General features: G+C 62.5%; 7 protein-coding genes, 1 tRNA gene and 5 pseudogenes. 9 read left to right on the forward strand and 4 right to left on the reverse strand.

Translation table 11 applies throughout. The features are described from left to right. Positions 1-492: 492 nt before the first annotated feature. The 6 genes and pseudogenes from BSF40_RS09620 to BSF40_RS09640 all read left to right on the forward strand — a co-directional run. Positions 493-1,644 carry an efflux RND transporter periplasmic adaptor subunit gene (locus tag BSF40_RS09620; protein ID WP_172435684.1) on the forward strand — a complete coding sequence of 384 codons (1,152 nt, stop codon included), beginning with the start codon at positions 493-495 and terminating at the stop codon, positions 1,642-1,644. Then, on the forward strand, positions 1,641-2,327 hold the full coding sequence (locus BSF40_RS09625; protein WP_095964949.1) for an ABC transporter ATP-binding protein: 687 nt from the start codon (positions 1,641-1,643) through the stop codon (positions 2,325-2,327). The genes BSF40_RS09620 and BSF40_RS09625 overlap by 4 nt, the downstream gene beginning before the upstream one ends. Next, positions 2,327-3,538 (forward strand): ABC transporter permease, encoded by a 1,212-nt coding sequence (locus BSF40_RS09630; protein ID WP_095964950.1) that lies wholly within the window; start codon positions 2,327-2,329, stop codon positions 3,536-3,538. Before BSF40_RS09625 ends, BSF40_RS09630 begins: the two co-directional genes overlap by 1 nt. Continuing rightward, entirely contained in the window at positions 3,538-4,734 is a 1,197-nt protein-coding gene (locus tag BSF40_RS09635) for an ABC transporter permease (protein WP_095964951.1), read from the forward strand. Before BSF40_RS09630 ends, BSF40_RS09635 begins: the two co-directional genes overlap by 1 nt. 140 nt (positions 4,735-4,874) lie before the next feature. Continuing rightward, positions 4,875-4,979: pseudogene (locus BSF40_RS31750) on the forward strand (helix-turn-helix domain-containing protein); the annotation flags it as partial. A gap of 131 nt (positions 4,980-5,110) precedes the next feature. After that, positions 5,111-5,443 (forward strand): annotated as a pseudogene (locus tag BSF40_RS09640) (Presumed portal vertex protein); the annotation flags it as partial. A 76-nt stretch (positions 5,444-5,519) separates the two neighbouring features. On the opposite strand, the gene BSF40_RS09645 reads toward BSF40_RS09640, so the two are convergent. Then, the gene (locus BSF40_RS09645; protein WP_095964952.1) at positions 5,520-5,897 is read right to left on the reverse strand and encodes a hypothetical protein; all 378 of its coding nucleotides are present in this window, start codon (positions 5,895-5,897) and stop codon (positions 5,520-5,522) included. A gap of 1,386 nt (positions 5,898-7,283) precedes the next feature. Between BSF40_RS09645 and BSF40_RS32640 the strand changes: the two genes are divergently transcribed. Further along, positions 7,284-7,386, forward strand: a tRNA-Arg gene (locus tag BSF40_RS32640). Positions 7,387-7,472: 86 nt separating this feature from the next. Here the strand turns inward: BSF40_RS32640 and BSF40_RS09650 are convergent. The 3 pseudogenes from BSF40_RS09650 to BSF40_RS09660 form a co-directional block, all read right to left on the reverse strand. Beyond that, positions 7,473-7,706, reverse strand: a pseudogene (locus BSF40_RS09650) (serine recombinase); the annotation flags it as partial. A gap of 73 nt (positions 7,707-7,779) precedes the next feature. After that, a pseudogene (locus tag BSF40_RS09655) lies at positions 7,780-7,953 on the reverse strand (arsenical resistance protein ArsH); the annotation flags it as partial. A 4-nt stretch (positions 7,954-7,957) separates the two neighbouring features. Beyond that, positions 7,958-8,203, reverse strand: a pseudogene (locus BSF40_RS09660) (arsenic resistance protein); the annotation flags it as partial. A gap of 37 nt (positions 8,204-8,240) precedes the next feature. Between BSF40_RS09660 and BSF40_RS09665 the strand changes: the two are divergent. After that, positions 8,241-8,534 (forward strand): hypothetical protein, encoded by a 294-nt coding sequence (locus tag BSF40_RS09665; RefSeq protein ID WP_095964953.1) that lies wholly within the window; start codon positions 8,241-8,243, stop codon positions 8,532-8,534. A gap of 678 nt (positions 8,535-9,212) precedes the next feature. Beyond that, the gene (locus tag BSF40_RS09670; RefSeq protein WP_095964954.1) at positions 9,213-19,664 is read left to right on the forward strand and encodes a peroxidase family protein; all 10,452 of its coding nucleotides are present in this window, start codon (positions 9,213-9,215) and stop codon (positions 19,662-19,664) included. Positions 19,665-19,942 lie beyond the last annotated feature (278 nt).

The following is a 19,942-nucleotide window of genomic DNA, read 5'->3' on the forward strand; positions in this document are numbered from 1 at the left end:
CGATAAGTGTGGGCATTGGAAGCAGTTGCCCCGAGATGAATCGCCCCTCGTTTTGTAGACACCTCCGAACGACCGCTCCTGGGCGAGGCTGTGTAAAAACATTTTAAGGCAGACGCGGCAATGAAAATCGGTGCGAAAAACACGCACCTACGCAAAATCCAGGTCTGCTAACTAACCGGACGTTTGCAGATTCAACGTAGAAGCGAGGACTTCAAAACGGCGTCTGCGTTTTTACACAGCCTGGGCCGCTTGAAGACGTTCGGGTATGGGCAAAGCGTGGCAGAGTTTCCGGGGATATTTCGACGTCGTAGCGTCGCCGCGGCAAGGAATTTTATTGAGTTGGCATGGCTGGGGAATAGCAGTTGCGAGAGAAATAAATCTCATTCGCCATTTATCTGACGCTCGTCTGAAAATCGTCGGATAAATGGCGTTTCGCGTTGAGCTTTTACCCTCCTGACCTAGGCTCAAGCCATGCGGGAGGAGGTGCAGTCCATGCGCAAATTATTGATTGGCTCGTCGATGCTGGCCTGTCTGGTGGTGCTGGGCGGCTGGTTGAGTCGACCACAGCCGTTGCCGGTCAGGCTGCTAGAGGTTGAGCGGGGGCCGGTGGAGACGCTGGTAGCCAACACTCGCGCTGGTACGCTGAAGTCCTGTCGACGCTCGCATCTGTCCTTCAATGTCGGCGGCCAGGTTGCCGAGTTGCTGATCGGCGAGGGCCAGCGGGTCCAGCCGGGTCAGGTGCTCATGCGCCTGCGGCAGGACGAGCAACAGGCCCGGCTGCAGGAGGCCGAGGCGCGGCTGGAGGCCCAACGCAACGCCCGCGAACAGCGCTGCCAGCAGGCTCATCTGGACCGGCGCGACCTCGATCGCCTGGGCCATCTTGCCGACCGCAAGTTGGTTGCCGCCGATCGCCTCGATCAGGCCGAGACCAAGGCTCACCTGGCGAAGCTGATGTGCAGTGCCAGTGCCGTGCTGATTCGCGAGGCCGACGCCAGCCTGCAGTTGCAGCGTTCACTGCTGGAGCAGACGACCCTGCGTGCGCCATTCGCCGGCATAGTCGCAGAAATCAACGGCGAACTCGGCGAGTTCGTCACCCCTTCACCGCCGGGTATTCCCACGCCGCCGGCGGTCGACCTGATCGACGACAGCTGCCTGTATGTCGAGGCGCCGATCGATGAGGTGGACGCTGCCCGGGTTCGCCCAGGAACCGCCGTGCGGATCAGCCTGGATGCCTTCCGTGGCCAGCATTTCGCCGGCCGCGTCAGCCGCATCGCGCCCTATGTGCGTGAACTGGAGAAGCAGGCGCGCACCGTCGATGTCGAGGTGCGCTTCGACCAGCCCCCAGCCGATCTGGTCCTGCTCACCGGCTATAGCGCCGATGTCGAGATCCTCTTGGAGCAGCGCGCACGTGCTTTGCGCATCCCCACCGAAACCCTGCTGGAGGGGCAGCGCGTGCTGCAATATGACCCGAGCGCCCGGGTGTTGCGCGAGGTGGAGGTGCAAACCGGGTTGAGCAACTGGCGCTGGACCGAGGTGCTCGCAGGGCTGGACGAGGACGCGCGTATAGTCGCCAGCCTCGAACAGGAAGGGCTCAAGGACACCGCGGCGGTGATCCCGGTGGATGCGGCGGAGACTGAGCAATGATCCGCCTGCGCGGCGGCAGCCGCAGCTTCCAGTTGGGCGAGCAGCAGGTGATGGGGCTGGACGGCCTGGATCTGGACATCGCCGCCGGTGACTACATGGCGGTGATGGGCCCGTCGGGCTCGGGCAAGTCGACCCTGCTGAACATCCTCGGTTTGCTCGATGCGCCGAGCGCCGGCGAATACTGGCTGCAGGGCGAGGCCACGGCGACGCTGAGCGAGGCGCGGCGCGCCCAATTGCGCAGCCAACTGATAGGTTTCGTGTTCCAGTCCTACCACCTGATCGCACGGCTGACGGTGTTGGAAAACATCGAGCTGCCGATGGTCCTCGCCGGCATCGGCGCGGCGCAACGGCACAAGCGCAGCAGCCAATTGGTGGCGCGCCTGGGGCTGGGCGAGCGCATTGCCCACCGCCCGGCCGAGTTGTCCGGTGGTCAGCGCCAGCGCGTCGCCATCGCCCGGGCGATGGTCATGCAACCGGCGCTGTTGTTGGCCGACGAGCCCACCGGCAATCTCGATAGCCAGGCCGGTGCCGAGGTCTTCAGCCTGCTGGAGGAGCTCAACGGCGAGGGCCTGACCCTGATAGTGGTGACTCACGACGCCAGCCTGGGCGCCCGCGCGCAGCGCCAGTTACACATGCGTGACGGGCGGATCCACAGTGCTGCGCCGCAGCGGGCGCTTACCTGATGCGCGCTGCCGATGCCCTGGCCTTCTGGCTCGGCGCCTTGCGTGGGCATCGCTCGCGCAGCCTGATGCTGCTGCTGGCCATCGCTATCGGGGTGGTTGCGGTCAATCTGCTCACCGGTCTCGGCGCGGGGGCGCGGGCCTTCGTCCTGAACGAGTTCTCGCTGCTCGGGCGCGACATCCTGATCGTTTTCCCGGGCCGCAAGGAAACCACGGGGCGCATGCCGCCGCTCACCGGCCTGACGCCGCACGAGTTGACCTTGCAGGACGTCCAGGCCATCACCCAGTTGCCGGGCATCCGCCGGGTCGCGCCGCTGCAGGCCGGGCAGATGGAGGTGATAGTCGGCAACCGCAATCGTGAGGTGCTGACCCTGGGCACCACCCGGGACTTCTTCGCCATTCGCCAACTGACGGTCGTCCAGGGCCAACCCCTGCCGGCGCTGGACCCTGAGCAGGCCGAGGCCGTCTGCGTGATTGGCGGCAAACTCCGGCGCGAGCTATTCGGTGCGCGCCCGGCCCTGGGTGAATGGTTGCGCGCCGGCGACCGGCGCTTCCGGGTGGTCGGCATCCTCGGTGAGCGGGGCGAATCCCTGGGGATGGATTTCGCCGAGATGTTGATCATCCCGGTGGCCAGTGCCCAGGCCTTGTTCAATCGCGAGGGGTTGTTGCGGGTGTTTGTCGAGGTGCGTGGTCCGAGCTTTCTCGACCGTAGCAAGCGGCTGATACTCGCCGCGCTCAAGGAGCGCCACGAGGGTGAGGAAGACATCACCCTGATCAGCCAGGACAGCCTGCTCAGCGCCTTCGACGAGATACTCACGGTGCTGACCCTGGCGGTGGCCGGGATTGCCGCGATCAGCCTGCTGGTGGCAGGCATCCTTATCATGAACGTGACCTGGATTGCGGTGAGCCAGCGCAGCGCCGAGATCGGCCTGCTCAAAGCCATAGGTGTGACGGCGGCGCAGCTGCACTTGCTGTTCCTCGGCGAGGCGGCGCTGCTCGCCCTGACGGGGGCGCTGGCGGGGCTACTTCTGTCCGAAACCTTGCTCTGGCTGGGGCGCCTGGCGTTCGATCTGCCGCTCTATGCACCCTGGTGGGCGCGGGCTAGCGCGGTGCTGCTGGCACTCGGCACGGCGCTGCTGTTCGCCTGGCTGCCGGCCGCTCGGGCCTCGGCGCTGGAGCCGGTGGCGGCGCTACGCCCGCCGGGAGCGCACTGATGCGCTGGCAAGATGGTTTCCGGCTGACCAGCTCGGCGCTGACCTGTCGACCCTTGCGCAGCCTGCTGACCCTGCTCGGGGTAGCGATCGGGATAGCCGCCGTGGCGCTGCTCACGGCCATAGGCGAAGGCGTGCGCGGCTATGTGCTGGAGAACTTCTCGCAGTTTGGTACACGGATCATCACCGTGCGCCCGGGCAAGACCCAGACCAGCGGCCTCGGTGGTCTGCTCGGCAGCGTACGGCCACTGACTATCAGTGATACCGACGCCCTGCGGGGCTTGCCGCATGTCGAGGCGGCGGTGCCGATCATTCAGGGCAGCGGGGATATCCAGTTCGGTCAACTGAGCCGGCGCAGCGACATTCTCGGTGGCGGCCATCAGCTGGCGCAGGCCTGGCGCATGCCGCTGAGTCTGGGCGAGTTCCTGCCCGTGGCCCGTGACGGTCGTTCGCCGCCCTATGTGGTGCTCGGCCATCAACTGCGTGTCGAGCTGTTCGGTGCACGCAATCCGCTGGGCGAGCTGATCCGCGTCGGCGGTGTGCGTTTCCGGGTGATCGGCGTGATGGCGCAGAAGGGCCAGTTGCTCGGCTTCACCCTCGACGATATCGCCTACATCCCGGTGGATTGGGCCGAAAGCCTGTTCAACCACACCGGGGTGGTCAAAGTCCATGTGGTGTTCGGCGCCGGCACCACTTCGCGGGCGTTGAGTCGGCATATTCGCCAGGTGCTCGGCGAACGGCACGGCGTGGAGGACTTCAGTCTGAGTACCCAGGACGACATGCTGCGTAGCTTCAACCGCGTTCTCGGCACCCTGAGCCTGGCCATCGGTGCCTTGGGGGGCATTTCCCTGTTAGTCGGCGCCGTCGGCATTCTCACCATCATGACTACCACTGTGGGCGAGCGCACGGCGGAAATCGGCCTGTTGCGGGCGATTGGTGCCAGTCCGCGGCAGGTGCTCGGGCTGTTTCTCGCCGAAGCGACGCTGCTGTCCCTGGCCGGTGGTCTGCTTGGTCTGCTGTTGATGGGCCTCCTGCTCGGGCTACTGCACCTGGTCATGCCGAGCCTGCCCTTGGCGCTGCAACCGCTGTTTCTGCTGCTGGCGCTGCTGCTGGCGGCGGTGCTCGGCATTCTCGCCGGCCTGGCTCCGGCACTGCGGGCGGCCCGCCTGCATCCGGTGGCGGCTCTGCGCAGTGAATAGCGGCCAGGCCAATGAGCCTGACGGGCTAGCTGTACGCTGTGTGACGATAATGATAACTCCGGCGCTGGGCCGGTGATTTCAGTTGGTTGGCGGCGGCAAAAACTGAGTGCAACACCTGACTGCTTCGGTAGGGTGTTGCCATGTCTTATCACGAACTCAGCGTTGAAGAGCGCGTCACGATCCAGATCGGCCAACTGCACGACATGAGCCAGAGCGAGATCGTCCGTCTGTTGAACTTTGGCCCCGACTGGCGGGGCTTTCGTTAACCTGGGCGACATTTCCTATTGGTTTGCCTTGTGGTTCGCTTCTTCGCGCCAGTTGCTTTCAGCGCTAGCCTTGGTGGAACCACGGACATCTATTAGGCCACCGCGAAATTCCGCATAACTTTCGCAACCTGTTCATGTATGCACCAGGTGGAAAGAAGGACGGCATCCAGCTGATCCCCGTCAGTGAGGTGGCGGCGAAGGATGAGTTCGGCTCAATCAAAAACATCAGCCGCGACGACATGCTGGCCGCCTTGCGGATCCCGCCGCAGTTGATGGGCATCGTTCCCCAGAACGCCGGTGGCTTTGGATCGATCAAGGAAGCTGCCCAGGTCTGGGCGATGAATGAGCTGGAGCCGATTCAGGCTCGTCTGCAGCAGGTCAATGACTGGCTTGGCGAAGAGGTTGTTCGCTTCAAACCGTTTGAGTTTGAAGAGGGTAAGTAAATCTCACGCAGTGAATAAACGAGGCGTCGATCTGGTGCGTCAATAAGCGCATCCAAGGTTTCTTATTGGATGGTTTTTATGGCTCATCCCACTGGAATGCGGCGATCTTTTCCATCACACCGAAGACTGTGTTCATCGTCGAGTGATAGCCGCAGCTGACGCACTCCAGCAGCATAACGGTCAGGTAGGCTGCCATGAAATCGATCTCATTCTGCTGATCTCTGGCTTCGTTCATTTGCGAAACGATGGGAACCATGTAATTGACTTTTCCGTCAACCGACAACGCCATAAACCCAGGCAGTCCACCTGTGTCATTTTCCAAGGCCCGTCGATACTTCCGCAGCTTCTGAGACGTCATCAGCTTGGTGGCGGTACTGAGGGGGTTGAGACGGAGCATGAGTCCTTGGAGGTCTCGTTCAAGCTCTCGTTGTCGCTTTGATTTGAAAAACAGCATGCCGAACTCTCTTTCTGATTTGCGTGTTCACTCTTAAGCCGCAAATGTATGTGCTGGCGCACCAGAAGTTGGGGGCTTGGGTCGCCATCAGTGGCGCAGTTTTCAACCAGCAGCGCCTTTTCTGTACCGGGCAATTGAATATAACCCCCGTTAGTCGTAACGCGCGGGCTACCTTTTTGCCACGGCCTCCGCTTCAGTGTTTTGCACCGCCCCTTGAACATAGCCATACAGCCCCACGCAGGCATCGTAATACGCCTGGAGTGCCTTATCGGCCGCTTCAAGGGCGGCGGGCAAGTCTTCGGGAGTGGCCATTTGCGGGCCTTCAATGCCGTATACCAAGCCGCATCGGCTATCTGTACCGGTCGTAGGCCGGGCTTGAGGTGTTCGCTTTCGATCATCGGCATGGCGGGGTTCCTTTCAGTTCGTTTTCGTAGCGCGGTGGTGCTCGCTTGCGCAACCCCTGAACTGTCTCCCTGCCTAAGCATCATCCGTGCCCATTCGTTGTTCACGTCGCCACCCACTGCGTCGTTTCCTCGGCACTGACTTCCCCGACTAGGCATTCTTTTCTTGTATCAGATGGCGCGTCTTGGCGTATTTGGGGGGGGGAAGGAGGGATTTTAGGCTGGTGCGCGCCGTCGTCCCCCCGCCACGCCTGCGGGCTAAATGGGTCGTTTTTTCTGCAAGCCTGCACTCGGCCCAAACCCTCCAAAGCTGGGGGCTGTGTGCGCGAATGTGGGGGTGGAAAAAGCCTGCGGATCCCTGCACGAGTGGGGTAAATGCAAAGGCTTGTCATAGCGGTCTCAGGCGGCGATTTTGGGAGATGGCTCGGGAAAATGGTTAGTTTTTAAAAATGGGGCAGGAGAGGTACTGTAGGCCCTGTATTTACTGGGGTTGAGGGCTAACTTTGTGGGGTTAGTTATGGTTAGGCTGAAGGTTATAAATTTCTAACATACTGATTTATAAGTAAATTATTTATTGGTTTTTTAACGTGTATAAAGGTTAGGAAATAACCCGGTGCTAACCAAAACCTAACCCTACGGCAGCCGCCGCAAAGCCACGCAGCACAAGGCTTTCAGGGCAGTCAGTCAAAAACTAACCTTCCTAACCTTTTTCCGATGGGTCAACATGAAAAGCCTGATGCACCTAGGGGGAGGGTGCAGGCTAGGGGCCATCGGTTGTTTGTGCGTGCAATACAGCCCCCAACTGGTTGCAGTCACGTACATGCACCGCTGGAGGCCTTGAAAATAGTGGAGCGGGTGAAGGGAATCGAAGCGTATAGTAAATACTGGGTCTTTGTGGTGATTAATGGTTAAGGCATACATGTAGGCATACAAAGTGCTGCCTGCTGTGTACTGGTATCGAGTAGCAGACCCCGCAATTCAATAGGTCCTAAGCGTGGTAACTACCCGGCCAAAAACAAGTAACTATGACAGATAACTGCCCTCTCCTAAGGGGAAGGTTGGTGGTTCGAACCCACTCTGGGACGCCATATATTCCGCGGCTTACAGCCCGATCAGATACCAGCATTCCCCACGCTTACCAGCAGGCTACCAGCAGAAATCCGGGCGGCACCCGTCACGCGAGCGAGTCACGGATGCGTAGAGCGGTGGTGGTGCTGCAATCGGCGTGGCGAGCTGTCGCCCGGATGCCCAGGCCGGCCTTCAGCAGTTCAGCGACTCGCTTGTATAGGTCGGCGTCGACCGGGCGCCCCTTGTACTTCCCTTCATCCTTGGCCTTCTTGATGCCCTGGGCCTGGCGCTTGCGGCGCTGCTCGTAGTCCATACGGTCGATGGCAACCATCATTTCCATACTGATCACCCTGTGTTCTCCTGCTCAAAAATTGAGCAGAAGCAGTTGAACACCTGGGTCAGTTTTCAGTCGGCAGAACAGCTGCCGCCTCTTCCGTCAGCAGGCGGCTGAAGGAACGCTCGCGGGTCGATCCGTAGAGCAGCAGGATGCGCGGCTTGTGGGGCGCCGAAGGCGTGCTGCCCAGCTTGTCCAGCGTAGGCAGGTCAACCAGATCGGCTTCGAGATTGGGAGTGTGGTCGTCGGTCATGGATCTACTCCTCAGCAAGCGCGCCCTTCGGCTGATCGAACCAGCGACGCTTCAGCCACCAGGCCACGCCCACCAGCGAGATCAGTACCGGCACCTCCACCAGCGGCCTGATCATGGTGGCAAAAGCCACCGGGGACGATAGGCCGAAGGTCGCGATGGCCACCGCAATGGCCAGTTCGAAATTGTTGCTGGCGGCGGTAAAGGCTAGCGCAGTGGTACGCGGATTATAGGCCTCCAGCAGCATGCCCAGGTTTTGTCGGACCTCAACCCCACACAGGAACCGTGCAATGAAAAAACTCACCTTGAGCGCGCTGCTGGTGACCAGCCTGTTTGCCGGCACGACTTTCGCCAGCCAGTTCGATAAACCTGGTTTCGTGACCGAAGTGGAAGATGGCCGCCTCTGGGTGTTCCGCGAAGGCCCCCAGGAACTGAAAGACTTCAAGGCGAACGGCGAGCCGGCTAAGCAGTTCACCGATGTCGGAACTGGCCCGGAAGGTATGACTGTGAAAGCTGCGGACGAGCAAACGCTGAAGGACTACTTGAGCATCCTCAAGAAGTGTGCGACCAACTCACTCAGGTGAGAAATTGCAAGAGTTATTTTAGTGACATGTCGCGCCAGAAGGCTCTTGATTTCTGAGCACCCTTCCGGACGGCGCCAAATTGTCGATCAGCGGTTAGGCGGCCTCTGGAGGCGTCTATTTCGCTGCTTTCAGGGTTGTCGGCCGATCTTTTCTCGCTTCCTGAAAGCGTTTCTCGCGACACTTGGCAGGTTTATTTTTTGTAAAATCTAAATAAATCAAATGGTTATTGTATTTATTGATTTTTTTTTCCTGATGAGGCGATTTATTGACAGTGCTTTGGGGCGAGTCTTTAATGGCAAATGTAACTATTTATTTCGCCTGTCAGGCGGCTCGATTGCTGAGTTCACTGTGGCCCCGGCGAAGCAATAATTAAAGCTAGGGTGCAGATCATGGGTACCTTCTCGCGAGTCTTCTTCCATAGGGCGAATCCGCCCACCTCGTTGCACCTAACCGAACTTCACGGTCCGCCGGGCCGATGACCCCGGCGCCGGCATCACTCTGCCGGCGCCGTCAGGGATAGAACCGCCTGCTGAAGAGCATGGATCACGCTAGCACCAGCGTGCTTCAAGGTGGGCGTCATCTAGTCCCCCAAATCCCGAAGTCAAGTCGAAAGCGTGGAGCCCTGTCCTTGCTGCCATGGCGCACGCCCCTACTCAGTCGGAATCGAGGAATCAGCAAATGGCCAACTTCAACCTGTCGGACCTGGATTTCATCCTCCAGCAAATCTTCATCGCCGAAGCCCACGCTTCCGGTGAAGACCTACGTGACCTACTGCCCAACGTGCAGGTGCCTTTCGGTCTGCGCACCATCGACGGCTCCTTCAACAACCTGTTCGCCGGCCAGACCGAGTTCGGCGCCGCAGACAATATCTTCCCGCGCCTGCTCGACCCGGCCTTCCGCCCAGCGGAGGCGGGGACCTCCTATACCCAGACCACCGGCACGGTGATCGACAGCCAGCCGCGCACCATCAGCAACCTGCTGGTCGACATGACCGACAACAACCCGGCGGCCGTGGCCGCCGCCGCACAGACCCCGGGTTCGGCCACAGTGGTCAGCCCCGGCCTCGATGGCCTGTTCGGAACCGCTGACGACACCCCGACCCTGTACATTCCGAACACTTCGCCGGACGCCGGGCTGTCCGCGCCCTTCAATGCCTGGATGACCTTCTTCGGACAATTCTTCGACCATGGTCTGGACCTGGTGACCAAGGGCGGCAACGACATCATCTTCATCCCGCTGCAGTCGGACGATCCACGCTTCGTGGACGACAGCCCGACCAACTTCATGGTCCTGACCCGCGCCACCCAGTTTGGCGGCCCCGGGTTGAACCAGAACACCACCTCGCCCTTCGTCGACCAGAACCAGACCTACAGCTCGCATCCCTCGCACCAGGTGTTCCTGCGCGCCTATGAGCTGAACGCCAACGGCGAACCCGTGGCTACCGGTACATTGATCACCAATCGCAACTTGGGCGCCGATGGCGATTTCGGCACCGCCGACGACGTGGAAATCGGTGGCATGGCTACCTGGGCGGTGGTCAAGGCGCAGGCCCGCGACATCCTCGGGATCAACCTGACCGACGCCAATGTGTTCGATGTGCCACTGCTGGCCACCGACCCCTATGGCAACTTCATCAAGGGGCCCAACGGCTTCCCGCAAGTGGTGATGAAAGGGGCGGACGGCTTGGTCGGCACCGCCGACGACTTCCTGGTGGAAGGCAACCCGCTGGCCCCCGTCGACCTGACCAACGCGGTCGGCACAGGCCACCAGTTCCTGATCGACATCGCCCACAGCGCAGACCCCACCGGTGGCCTGACGGCAGACGCCGACGCCATCATCAACATCGGCACTCCGCCTGCGGCGGGCACCTACGACAACGAACTGCTGGATGCCCACTTCATAGCCGGTGACGGCCGGGTCAACGAAAACATCGGCCTGACCACCGTGCATCACGTGTTCCACTCCGAGCACAACCGCCTGGTGGAACAGGCCAAGAGCACCCTGCTGGCCTCGGGCAACCTGGCCGAACTGACGCCCTGGCTGATGCCCGGCACCGCGCCGGGCGCGTTCCCGACCACCCAAGCCGCGATCGACACCCTGCAGTGGAACGGCGAGCGGCTGTTCCAGGCTGCCAAGTTCGGCACCGAGATGCAGTACCAGCACCTGGTGTTCGAGGAGTTCGCCCGCACTATTCAGCCCCAGGTGGACGAGTTCCTGGCGCCTACCGGCTATGACACCACCATTGACGCGTCGATCGTCGCCGAGTTCGCCCACACGGTTTACCGCTTCGGCCACTCGATGCTGACCGAGACGGTCGATCGCTTCGACCCGAACTTCAATCCGGTAACGGCAGACCCGCTGCACCCGACCAACGACCAGCAGATGGGCCTGATCGCCGCCTTCCTCAACCCCCTGGCGTTCGCGGCCAGCGGGCCGAGCGCCGAGGCAGCCGCGGGCGCCATCGTGCGTGGCCTGACCCGCACCGTGGGTAACGAAATCGACGAGTTCGTCACCGAGGCCCTGCGCAACAACTTAGTGGGCCTGCCGCTCGACCTGGCCGCCATCAACATCGCTCGTGGCCGCGACGCCGGCATTCCGTCCCTGAACGCCGCGCGCCGTGAGTTCTTCCACATGACCGGCGACGGACAGCTGACCCCATACAGCAGCTGGGTGGACTTCGCCGACCACCTGAAACACCCGGAGTCGCTGATCAACTTCATTGCCGCCTACGGCACCCACGCCAGCATCACCGGCGCTGACACCATGGCCGCCAAGCGAGCCGCTGCCACCCTGTTGGTACTCGGCGGCGCCGGAGAACCGGGCGACCGCCTGGACTTCCTGCACAGCACCGGCATCTGGGCCAGTGATGCTAACGGGGTGACTATCACCGGCCTTGACCTGGTGGACTTCTGGATCGGCGGCCTGGCCGAAGAGAAGATGCCCTTCGGCGGCATGCTCGGCTCCAGCTTCAACTTCGTCTTCGAGACCCAGTTGGAGGCACTACAGAACGGCGACCGCTTCTACTACCTGTCGCGCACGGCGGGGATGAACTTCGGTACCGAGCTGGAGAACAACTCCTTCGCCAAGCTGGTGATGAACAACACCGACGCCATTCACCTGCCCAATTTGATCTTCGTCACCCCGAGCTTGACCCTGGAGGTCAACCAGGGCATCCAGCACACCGGCTTAGGCGCAACCGGCCGCGACGACCCCACCGGCGGCATCCTCATCAACGGCGTGGAGATCACCCCGCTGGTGATCCGCGACAACCCGGACACCACCGGGCCTGATACCAACTACCTGCGCTACACCGGTGCGGATCATGTGGTTCTCGGCGGCACCGCCGGCAACGACATCATCGTGTCCAGCGAAGGCGACGACAATCTCTACGGCGACGGTGGCAATGACCGTCTCGAGGGCGGCTACGGCAACGACACCCTGCTGGGCGGCGATGGCGACGACATCCTCACCGATGCCGGCGGCGACAACCGCATGGAGGGCGGTGCCGGCAATGACGTGATCCACGCGGGCAGCATGATGGCCGGCAGCGTTGCCGGCCATCTGCTCCTCGGCGGCGATGGCAAGGACTTCATCGTCTCGGTCGAGGATATCGCCATCATCTTCGGTGGCCAGGGCGACGACTTCATCTACAGCGCCAAGACCAGCCTGCCGCCCACCGGCAACGAGGGTGACGACTGGATCGAAAAGGGCACCCAGGACGGCGCGCCGGGGGACAACTTCGCCCCCCTGCTGGAAGACAACATCATCGGTAATGACATCTTCGTCGGTGGCGGCGGCTTCGACGAGATGATCGGGGAGGGCGGCGACGACATCTTCGTCGGCAGCGATGCCCAGGACAAGATGGACGGCATGTCCGGCTATGACTGGGTCACCTACAAGAGCGACAGAATCGGTGTGACCGCCGATCTGTCCCTGGCGGCCTTCCTCGGTATCGGCGAGGTGGGGCAGCACATCGCCCTGCCGGTGGCGCAGTCGCCGGCTTCGATCTTCGACCGCTTCGCCGAAGTGGAAGGCCTCTCGGGGTCCGACTTCGCCGATATCCTACGCGGCGACGACGTAAACCCGAGCAATATAGTTAACCATGGCGGGGCCACCGGCAGCGCGCTGACCAACCTCGATCTGATCGCAGGTCTGCGAGCGTTTGTCGGTACCGCCGCGGCGGGCGCCGACGGCAACACCGGTACCGCGGACGACGTGTTCGACGGCGGCAACATCATCCTCGGCGGCAGCGGCAGCGACCTCCTCGAAGGGCGCGGTGGCAATGACCTGATCGATGGCGACTTGTGGCTGAACGTGCGCATCAGCATTCGTGATGCTGCTGGCAACGAGATCGGCAGCACCGACAGCATGGTCGGCGTGATCGAGAACAAGTCGGGCATCCTTGCCGGTACCGCGGCCAATCTGACCCTGATGTCGGCCGTGCTGAACGGCACCATCAACCCCGGCCAATTGGTGGCCGTGCGCGAACTGTTGACCGGTGACGCGGACTTCGACACCGCCATCTTCTCGGGCAACCGCGCCGACTACAGCATCGCCATCGACGACAACGGCACCGCGGGCGACCTCACCGATGACATAGTCACGGTCATTGACGATGTCGGCGACGACGGCACTGATCGCCTGACCCATATCGAACGGCTGCAGTTCGCCGACCAGTCGGTGGTCCTGGCCCCCGGCCTGAACGCCGAACCCAGCGGCTCGCTGAGCATCACCGACAATAACGGCGGCGAGCTGCAGGTGGGCGACTTCCTCACCGTCTCGGCCCTGGACGTCAACGACACCGACAATCCCGGTGGCGCCATCTCCGATGTCAACTACATCTGGCAGGTGGAGCGTGTGCCCGCCTCGGGCATCTTCGAGGACATCATCGAAGTGCCGGCTGGCGACCTGGCCTTCATCAGCGCCAACGGCATCCGTTACCGCGTCACCCCGGACGTGGCGGGCCTGTCGATTCGGGTGAAAGGCGTCTACCAGGATGCCAACGGGGTGACCGAACAGGTGTTCTCGGTACCCACCGTCGCCGTGGCGCCCTTCACCCCGCCGACGCCGACCACGGCAGTGGAGCCGGGCCCGGCGATCACCGCTGGCGGTCCCGGCGTGCAGCTGGTGCGTGGCGACCTGGACTTCATCCTCGACCAGATCCGCATCGCCGAAGCTCATGCCGCCGGCGCCGACCTGCTGTCCCTGGTACCCAACCTGCGCATCGCGGCCGGCTTGCGCACGGTCACCGGCGAGCTCAACAACCTGCTGAACTTCTCCGGCATCGACCAGAGCCAGTTCGGCGCCGCCGACAACGTCTTCCCGCGGCTGCTGCCGCCAGAGTTCCGCGACGAGCAGGACGAGGCGCCCTTCCTCGGGCAGACCAACACCAACTACAACTCCTCCACCAATGTGGTCGACAGCGACCCACGTACCATCTCCAACCTCATCGTCGACCAGACCAACAACAACCCGGCGGCCGTAGCCGCGGCGTCGGGCACCGACGGCGCCACCCTGGTGACCAGCCCGGGTCTGGATGGCCTGTTCGGCACGGCCGATGACCAGCAGGTGAACTTTATCCCGAACGCCGCCCCCGACGCCGGGCTGACCGCGCCCTTCAACGCCTGGATGACCTTCTTCGGGCAGTTCTTCGACCATGGCCTGGACCTGGTGACCAAGGGCGGCAACGGCACCGTGTACATCCCGCTGCAGCCGGACGACCCGCGTTTCGTCGCCGGCAGCCCGACCAACTTCATGGTGCTGACCCGCGCCACTCAGGTCGACGGCCAGCCGGGGGTGAACGAGAACACCACCTCGCCCTTCGTCGATCAGAACCAAACCTACAGCTCGCACCCTTCGCACCAGGTGTTCCTGCGCGCGTACGTCTCCACGGCCAATGGTCCCGTGGCAACCGGTGAGCTGATCACCAACCGCAACTTGGGTGTCGATGGCGAGTTCGGCACTGACGACGACGTGGAAATCGGTGGCATGGCCACCTGGGCGGTGGTCAAGGCCCAGGCACGCGACATCCTCGGGATCGACCTGACCGATGCCAACGTGTTCGACGTGCCACTGCTGGCCACCGACGCCTACGGCAATTTCATCAAGGGGCCCAACGGCTTCCCGCAGGTAGTGTTCTCCGGGCTGGACGGGCTGCCGGGTACCGATGATGATGTGCTGGTCGAAGGCAACCCGGCCGCCAACGGCGGCCTGGGTATCAGCCTGGCCGGCGCGGTCGGCACCGGGCATCAGTTCCTCAGCGACATCGCCCATGCCGCCGACCCGTCGGCCGCACCGGGGCTGGTGCGGGATGGCGATGGCTTGATCAACAGCCAGGCCGGAGTCCCGCAGCCGGCCGGTACCTACGACGGCGAACTGCTGGACGCCCACTACATCGCCGGCGACGGCCGGGTCAACGAGAACATCGGCCTGACCTCCGTGCATGCGATCTTCCACTCCGAGCACAACCGCTTGGTGGAGCAGACCAAGAGCACGGTGCTGACCAGCAATGACCTGGCGTTCATCAACGAGTGGCTGCTGACTCCGGTCACTGCCTTCCCGACCACCCCGGCGGAAATCGATGCTCTGCAGTGGAACGGCGAGCGGCTGTTCCAGACCGCCAAGTTCGGTACCGAGATGCAGTACCAGCACTTGGTGTTCGAGGAGTTCGCGCGGACCATCCAGCCGAACATCGACCTGTTCTTCGCGCCGACCCAGGTCTATGACGTCAATCTCGATCCCTCGATCGTCGCCGAGTTCGCCCACACGGTTTACCGCTTCGGCCACTCGATGCTGACCGAGACGGTGGATCGCTTCGACGCAAACTTCAACCCGGTGACGGTGGATCCGCTGCACCCGACCAACGACCAGCAACTGGGCCTGATCGCCGCCTTCCTCAACCCCCTGGCCTACGCCGCCAGCGGGGTGACCCCGGAAGACGCCACCAGCGCCATCGTGCGTGGCCTGACCCGCACGGTGGGCAACGAGATCGACGAGTTCGTCACCGAGGCGCTGCGCAACAACCTAGTGGGCCTGCCGCTGGATCTGGCGGCGTTGAACATCGCCCGCGGTCGCGACGCCGGTGTACCGAGCCTCAACCATGCTCGTGCGCAGTTCTTTGAGGCCACCGGCGACAGCAACCTGAAGCCCTACATCAGTTGGGCCGACATGGTGATGCACCTCAAGCATCCGGAGTCGCTGATCAACTTCATCGCGGCCTATGGCACCCATGACTCCATAGACGTGACGGCCACCACCCTGGCCGAGAAGCGCGTCGCAGCGACCGCCATCGTCCTGGGTGGGGCAGGGGCGCCGGCCGACCGACTGGACTTCCTCAACGGCACGGGTACCTGGGCCGGGGTGGAAACCGGTCTCAACCTGGTGGACTTCTGGATCGGCGGCCTAGCCGAGGAGCAGACCCCCTTCGGCGGCATGCTCGGCTCGACCTTCAATTTCGTGTTCGAGAACCAGCTGGAAAAACTCCAGGACGGTGACCGCTTCTACTACCTGGAGCGCACCGCCGGCCTGAACTTCAACACCGAGCTGGAGGGCAATTCCTTTGCCAAGCTGATCATGGCCAACACTCATGCCACCCACCTGGCGAGCGTGGTCTTCCTGACCCCGGGTTTCACCTTCGAGGTCAACCCGCTGCTGCAACACACTGGCCTTGGCGCCAGCGGGAGGGACGACCCGCTGGGCGACAATCCGCTGCTGCCGCTGGTGACCCGCGACAACCCGGCGACTGTGGGGAGCGACAGCAACTACCTGAAGTACAGCGGAGTGGAGCATGTGGTGCTGGGCGGTAGCGACGTTGCCGACATCCTGATTTCCAGCGAGGGGGATGACACCCTCTATGGCGACGGCGGCAACGATCGGCTGGAGGGGGGCTACGGCAACGACTTCATCAATGGTGGCGACGGCGATGACATCATCACGGACGTAGGTGGCGACGACAACATCAAGGGTGAAAACGGCAACGACGTGATCCAGGGGGGCAATGGCGTCAACTTGCTCTTCGGTGGTTTCGGCAGCGACTTCATCATCACCGGTGAAGACGCCAGCGAAGCCTTTGGCGGCCAGGGCAACGACTTCATCCTGGGCTCCAAGGCCAATGAGCAGGACATGGGCAACGAGGGTGACGACTGGATGGAACTCGGCGCCTTCGACGGCGCGCCGGGGGACAACTTCGACCCCTTCGGCAATGACCCGATCTCCGGCAACGATGTGTATATCGGCGGCGGCGAGAACGACAAGTTCAATGCCGAGGGCGGTGACGACATCATGGAGGGCGGTGCAGGGCAGGGTAACCGCTACATAGGCGCGTCGGGATTCGACTGGGCGATCTTCACGGGCGACCCCCATGGCGTGACCATCGACATCAGCGACCGCTTCTTCGACCAGCCGCCGATGCCGGGCTCGGGAGCTTCGGTGCTGACGCGTTTCGACTTCGTCGAGGGGCTGTCGGGATCGGCCTTGGCTGACGTGCTGCGCGGTGACGACTCCGACGCCACTACCTTGCCGACCGCGGGCGCGAAGGGCAGCGTGCTGACCAACATCGGGCTGATCTCCGGGTTGCAGGAGCTACTGAATACGGCGCTTGGGACGGTCGCAGAGCCCTCGGTCTCGTTCTTCGACGGAGGCAACATCATCCTTGGCGGCAGCGGTAGCGACATCATCGAAGGCCGCGGTGGTGATGATCTGATCGACGGTGACAAGTGGCTGAACGTGCGCATCAGCGTGCACCAGAACCTCGACGGAACCGGTCCGGAAATCGCCAGCTTCAACAGCATGGCCGAGATGGTGCCACTGATGATCAACGGCACCTATAACCCGGGGCAGCTCGTCATCGTCCGTGAGATTCTGACCGGCACTGACAACTTCGATACTGCGTTGTATTCCGGTAATGCGTCGGAGTACACGGTCGCTGTCGAAGGCAACGCCGTCATCGTGACCGACCTGGTGGCCGGGCGTGATGGCGTCGATCGCCTGACGGGCATCGAGCGCCTGCAGTTCGCTGACCAGGCGCAGGCCTCCGGTGTTGGCACCGCCTCGAACAGCGCTCCTGTGGGGCGTCTGGCGATCCTTGATGCTGCCACCGGTGCGCGTATCGATTCGCCTGTCGCCGGCCAGCTGCTGCGTGTCAGCAGCCAGTCGATACGCGATGCGAACAGCGTCAGTGCGGCCAATCCGACCGGCGCGGTTACCGGTCCCGTGGCTTACTACTGGCAGGTTGAAAACATCCCTGGCTCGGGCGTCTATGAAGACATCACCTTTGTCGCCGCCGGCGAGGTTTCGCGGGCGATCGGCGCCTCCTACCTGGTGGCGGACGATGTCGCCGGTCTGAACCTGCGCGTTCGGGCGGTGTATCAGGATGCCAGTGGTACGTTGGAGATCGTCGACTCGTCGGCGAACAACGCACCGACCGCTGGGCCGGGCATCCTCGGGTCTGCGTTTCTGAACCAGGTGTTGACCGCCGACCTGTCGACCATCGTCGACGTCGATGGCCTCAGCAATCCGCAGTTCACCTTCCAGTGGCAGGAGACCAATGGGGTCACCTTCGTCGACATCGTCGGAGCCACCGCTAGTACGTTAACGCTTGGCCAGGCTCAAGTTGGCGATCAAGTGCGCGTGGTGGTCAGTTTCGTGGATGACTTCGGTGTGGCCGAAAGCGTTGCGTCCGACGCCACGGCCCCGGTGGCCGTCGGTGTAGTGTTTGTCGGTACCCCCGGTGTCGACATTTTTATCGGCACGCCAGGCGACGACGTGGCCAGCGGAGGTGATGGCAACGACATCCTGAACGGCCTGGGCGGCAACGACATCCTCAATGGTGACGCGGGCAATGACGTTCTCATCGGCGGTGGTGGTGCCGATACGATGGCCGGCGGTGACGGCAGCGATATCTATGAAGTGACCGACCTTGGGGACGTGGTGAGCGAACTCGCCGGTGCCGGCAGCGACACGATCTGGACCTCGCTCGCGAGCTATACGCTGGGAGCCAATGTCGAGAATCTGTTTTTCGGCGGCAGCGGCAACTTCGTGGGCATCGGCAACGTGCTCGACAACACGCTCGCCGGTGGTGCGGGTAATGACGTCCTCATCGGTGGCGGCGGTGCCGACACGATGATCGGCGGTGCCGGCAGCGATACCTACGAAGTCACCGACCTTGGGGACGTGGTAGGCGAGAACGCCGGTGGCGGCAACGACACGGTCTGGACCTCGCTCGCAAGCTACGCCCTGGATGCCAATGTCGAGAATCTGTTTTTCGGCGGCATCGGCAACTTCGTGGGCAGCGGCAACGCGCTCGCCAACATGATCGTGGGTGGTGCGGGTAATGACGTCATCATCGGTGGTGGAGGTGCCGACCTGATGGCAGGCGGTGACGGCAGCGATATCTTTGAAGCCACCGACCTTGGGGACACGGTGTTCGAGCTCGCCGGTGCTGGCAGCGACACGGTCTGGACCTCGCTCTTGAGCTACACCCTGGATGCCAACGTCGAAAATCTGTTTTTCGGCGGCAGCGGCAACTTCGTGGGCAGCGGCAACGTGCTCGACAACACGCTCGCCGGTGGTGCGGGTAATGACGTCCTCATCGGTGGCGGCGGTGCCGACACGATGATCGGCGGTGCCGGCAGCGATACCTACGAAGTCACCGACCTTGGGGACGTGGTAGGCGAGAACGCCGGTGGCGGCAACGACACGGTCTGGACCTCGCTCGCAAGCTACGCCCTGGATGCCAATGTCGAGAATCTGTTTTTCGGCGGCATCGGCAACTTCGCGAGCACCGGCAATGCGCTCGCCAACGTGATCGTGGGCGGTGCGGATAACGACGTCCTTACCGGTGGCGCAGGGAACGACTCGATGGTCGGTGGACTTGGCAACGATACGTTCGTGTTTGGTGCCGCGGGTTTTGGCAACGACTCTATCCAGGGCTTCGACGTCGATCCTGCCGGAGGACAGGACTTGCTCAACATCGCAGCGCTCGGAGTCACTGCGGCGAACTTTGCTGCCAACGTAATCATCGCTGATGACGGCGCGGACGCCTTGGTGACGGTCGGCGTGGACTCAATCCGCCTGGTTGGTATCGCCGACGCGACCACCGTGACCCAAACCGACTTTATCCTGGCGGGATGAGGAGGCCACCAACGCGTAGCAAGGCATGAGCTGTGGCGGTGTGGGTCGAACCTAGTCGCTCCACACCGCGATTTAAAACCACAGCTACACAGATGATGGTTAGTAGGACTGTGGACTCTGTTCTCCTCAATACGCTCCAACTGCTCCGCTACTTCCCGGAAGATACCGAAGTACCGGATCAGATCGTCGATTTCATGCGGGGCGAGCTCGGCCAGCACAGCAAGGTGAAGCTCGCGTCGTGAGTGAACACCAGCACCTGACGCGTCTCGGACCCACCA

Origin of the sequence: Pseudomonas sp. ACN5 (assembly GCF_002303975.1) — a bacterium.
Taxonomy (GTDB): Bacteria; Pseudomonadota; Gammaproteobacteria; order Pseudomonadales; family Pseudomonadaceae; genus Aquipseudomonas; species Aquipseudomonas laurylsulfatiphila.

Excerpts from the sequence above, each read along its gene's own strand:
- BSF40_RS09620 (WP_172435684.1), top strand. The coding sequence starts at position 493 with ATGCGCAAATTATTGATTGGCTCGTCGATGCTGGCCTGTCTGGTGGTG.
- BSF40_RS09625 (WP_095964949.1), top strand. The coding sequence starts at position 1,641 with ATGATCCGCCTGCGCGGCGGCAGCCGCAGCTTCCAGTTGGGCGAGCAG.
- BSF40_RS09630 (WP_095964950.1), top strand. The coding sequence starts at position 2,327 with ATGCGCGCTGCCGATGCCCTGGCCTTCTGGCTCGGCGCCTTGCGTGGG.
- BSF40_RS09635 (WP_095964951.1), top strand. The coding sequence starts at position 3,538 with ATGCGCTGGCAAGATGGTTTCCGGCTGACCAGCTCGGCGCTGACCTGT.
- BSF40_RS09645 (WP_095964952.1), bottom strand. The coding sequence starts at position 5,897 with ATGCTGTTTTTCAAATCAAAGCGACAACGAGAGCTTGAACGAGACCTC.
- BSF40_RS09665 (WP_095964953.1), top strand. The coding sequence starts at position 8,241 with ATGAAAAAACTCACCTTGAGCGCGCTGCTGGTGACCAGCCTGTTTGCC.
- BSF40_RS09670 (WP_095964954.1), top strand. The coding sequence starts at position 9,213 with ATGGCCAACTTCAACCTGTCGGACCTGGATTTCATCCTCCAGCAAATC.